The 3,772-nt window shown below is 35.4% G+C and carries 4 protein-coding genes; all 4 read right to left on the reverse strand.

What is annotated here, in order from left to right:
* Positions 1-383: ATP-binding cassette domain-containing protein (locus FJ213_12995; GenBank protein ID MBM4177067.1), on the reverse strand; the 383-nt coding region annotated here is incomplete at its 3' end.
* A gap of 25 nt (positions 384-408) precedes the next feature.
* Entirely contained in the window at positions 409-1,623 is a 1,215-nt protein-coding gene (locus tag FJ213_13000; GenBank protein MBM4177068.1) for an ABC transporter permease, read from the reverse strand.
* Position 1,624: 1 nt separating this feature from the next.
* On the reverse strand, positions 1,625-2,845 hold the full coding sequence (locus tag FJ213_13005) for an ABC transporter permease (GenBank protein ID MBM4177069.1): 1,221 nt from the start codon (positions 2,843-2,845) through the stop codon (positions 1,625-1,627).
* Positions 2,846-2,848: 3 nt separating this feature from the next.
* Entirely contained in the window at positions 2,849-3,679 is an 831-nt protein-coding gene (locus FJ213_13010) for an outer membrane lipoprotein-sorting protein (GenBank protein MBM4177070.1), read from the reverse strand.
* Between the last annotated feature and the right edge of the window lie 93 nt (positions 3,680-3,772).

Here is a 3,772-nt window from a genome sequence, read left to right on the forward strand (position 1 = left end):
AGAAGTTCAATTGCTCTTCTTTCTCTTTCATCCTTCGGCACTTTTTGAAGCAGCATGATAAATTCCACATTTTCTTTTGCTGTGAATACTGGAATTAAATTAAACGCCTGAAATACGAATCCAATATTTCTCAAACGAAAATCAATCAATTGATCCGATTTCATCGTAGAAATGTCTTTATCGTTGATTATAACTTTTCCTGAAGTCGGCCGATCAAGTCCCCCAATCATATTTAACAATGTGGTTTTTCCAGAACCGGAAGGACCAACAATTGAAGTAAATTCACCCTTTTCAATTTTCAGATCAATAGACTTGAGAGCTTCAACCGGAACCGCAGTTTCGTCGTAAATCTTGCTAAGATTTTCTAATTCAATTAATGACATTTCTAAAATCCTTTGTAATCATAATTTAAAAAGTTCTGATTGCGACAGCTGGCTGCAATCGTATAGCTTTATATGATGGATATATTGCAGCAATTATAGATGTTGAAACTATCATAATGCTTAACACAAAGTAAACGTTAAGCGGAAGATCTGGATAAAGCATTGGACTTACTCCATAAATTGCGAGTCCTTCCGTAAAAGCAGAAAGATTAATACCTATGATGGCAAAATATTCTGTTGTTGCCGCGGCTAACAAAACTCCAATCATTCCTCCGACAAGCGAGAGCATGATTGTCTCGAATAAAATAAGTAAGAAGACACGTATCCTTTTCATTCCTACAGCCATAAGCATTCCAAATTCTCGCACACGTTCTAAGACAGACATTAACATCGTATTCATAATTCCAAAAAGAAGCGCAAACAAAATTATTCCGACAAAAAAGTACATTTGAATATAAAGCGTTTCTTGAGTTAAGCGAAATTCGGGTGCCAAGTCTTTCCAGCTGTCAACAGCAAGAATTGGCAGTTTAAGTTTAAGTTGCGATTTGATAGTATCCACTACAAGCGAAGATTTCGTTCGAATTGCAATTTCATGAATTAATGATTTTACATTCAGAAGCCGATTCAAATCAGATTGGAGAACAAACACATTCATTTCATCGAAAGTTGAAGACTCCGTACTAAAAATTCCGGAAATACGAAATGAAGCATAGACAATTGAAGCATCCAGACCTTGAAAACTGCAAACGAGTTTTGAATTCATTTTTAATTTGAGTTTGTCCGCAAGTTTTTTTCCAATCACGATTTGATTTCGTATGTCTTTTTCGAAATAACTTCCTTCAATAATTTTCTTGTAATTATCAGTTATCTTTTTTTCATTTGCTGGATCAATTCCCAAAATTTTTATTCCACGGGAAGATGTGGGCGAAGAAGCCATACCTTCAATAACAGTTCTTGCTGAATAATTTTCTATTTCACCTAAACTTGAAATAGCATTAAACACAGTTTGAGGATTTTCGATAAAGTTATTGATTTGTTTCTCCGTCGTAAATCCATCTTGATGTATTTGCAAGTGAGAAAGATCGCGGTTTATCGCTGCATCAATTGCTGTTTCCCACATTCCAATCATGATTGCCGTAGCGAATAATCCGCCCCACAATCCAAGAGCAGTTGCTGCAATAATTATAAAGCTTCGTTTTTTATTCCGCCAAATATTTTTCCATGCGAGCAAGATTATCATTTTATTTTCTCATTGCTCTTACTGGTTCAAGCTTTCGAATTACTGTGACAGGATAAATTGCTGTAAACAATGCAATAAAAAATACTACTGAAGCCTGCGCAAAAAATATTCCTGGTTTGACGCTGAACGGTAATATCGGTTCAAATCCAAATGCCAAAATTGCTTCTGCCATTTCACCTGATAAATAAATTGGGTTGACATGAAAATAATATAGCAGGGGGATTGAAACTAAAATGCCAAGCAACGCTCCAATAAACGATACGAATAATGTTTCCAACGCTGCAACGAACATTAATTTTTGTTTCTTCATGCCGACCGAAATCAGAATTCCAAATTCCTTGATTCGCTCTGCAGTCATTGTCATCACTGTTCCGAATATTCCAAATCCTATCACAACATAAAGAATGAAAAGCATAATTATTCCACTGGCATTATCCACTTCGATTCCCTGAACTAATTCAGGCATAAGTTCAGCCCAGTCCATGATTTCATATTCATCTTGAAAATTTTCCGAGAGAAAGGTTTTTGTTTCTTCAAGGTCTCTTATATTATCAATCATTAGCGAAAGCGATGTAACTCTATCCGGTGCAGAATAAAGCCACTGAGCATAAGGAAGCGATAAATATACAGTCGCATTATTAAGCGCAGGCAGAATAAATTTTATGATCCCTTGAATCGGTATTTGTGCTGCTGCAGTTACTCCATGGTACCCTTGTCCATATATCACAACGCTGTCTCCGACATCAACTTTTAATATATTTGCCAAACCTTCTGCGATCAAAATTCCTTCAGAGTTATGAGAAAGATATTCACCTTTAATCATTTTTTTCTTCAATTGCATTAAGGAATCTTCAAGAATCGGATCGATGCCGAAGACAGGTGAAATTTTCGTTGCATTCTTGAATGAGATTAATGAGTATGATTCAAACCGTGGCGTCACAGTTGTGATCTTTGGAAATGATTTAATTTTATTGCACATCGCCTCAGTCAGAATTAAACTCTCATCAAGCGATCGGTTTTCCCAATATCCCTTTGAATGGATTTGAATATAGCCTGTATATAAACGAACTGCCGAATCGATCATGTAATCATAATAACCGTGCTGCATCGATCTCGTAATTAACGCAAGTACGACAGCAAAGTGAATCGAAGTTGTTGCTATCAAAGTTCTTCTTTTATTCCGCCAGAGATTTCGCCAAGCGAGTTGGAGGTAAAGTTTCATTGATCAGCGGATCCGTTTCATATTTTGCTGTGAGAAGAATGATTCATTGAGCTTATAGTTAAATTTAATATCGAGATAATCAATAATAGTTTTATTTCCCGGTTTATCATTAGGGATCATTTCCCACTTTGTCGGAAATATTCTTCCGCCAAGAGATTTAATTTCGCTTCCTCGAAAAGTTTTTATTAAAAATCCGTCTTCATCGTAAAATTCTGATTTGAGCTGCATATAACCTTTTTCTGTTATCCAGGTGATGATTTTACTCCAAACAACTCCGGCTTCAGGTTTAGGAATTGATTCAATTATGTAACTTTCATATCCATCAATTTTTTCTTTCGATAAAATTTTGTGATCATAATCATCAACAACAGATGAAGACCTTACGAGATCATCGTTCGTAAAATCTGACCCCATCCACGATTGAAGCATCATAGACGGAGGAATTTTAATTATCTTTTGTGCTGCGGGTATCCAGCTCCAAACTTCTTTTTCTCTTTTGAGCGTTACAGTTCCTTTATCTCTTGCAGGCTCGGTGATATAAATTAAAGCATAATCAGGCTCAAGCGCCCATGCTTTCATTGAGATTGTTCGTAACCAATTGGGTTTTACAATCGTCATAGAAATTTCAGAGTAACTGCTCTTTGCATAGACCAATTCATACGATTTATCAATTATATCCCGAGCCGACTGAGGTTGAATATTTGAAATTGTAAAAATTAAAAAGGAAATTGTACCGCAAACAGTTTTAAGGTTCAAAGAATTGCTCCTGTGAGTTTTAATTTTTATTAATAGATATTTGGAAAGATAGGAACAGATATTTAGATAATCTTTCATAAATATTCCGATACAAAAATAAAGAATATTTTTAAGAAATAAGACTAATCTGGATATGACGTTACAGTATTGGGAATTAGTTGGCGGGCTTTA

The sequence above is a fragment of the Ignavibacteria bacterium genome (assembly GCA_016873845.1).
In the GTDB taxonomy this organism is placed as follows: Bacteria; Bacteroidota; Ignavibacteria; order Ch128b; family Ch128b; genus JAHJVF01.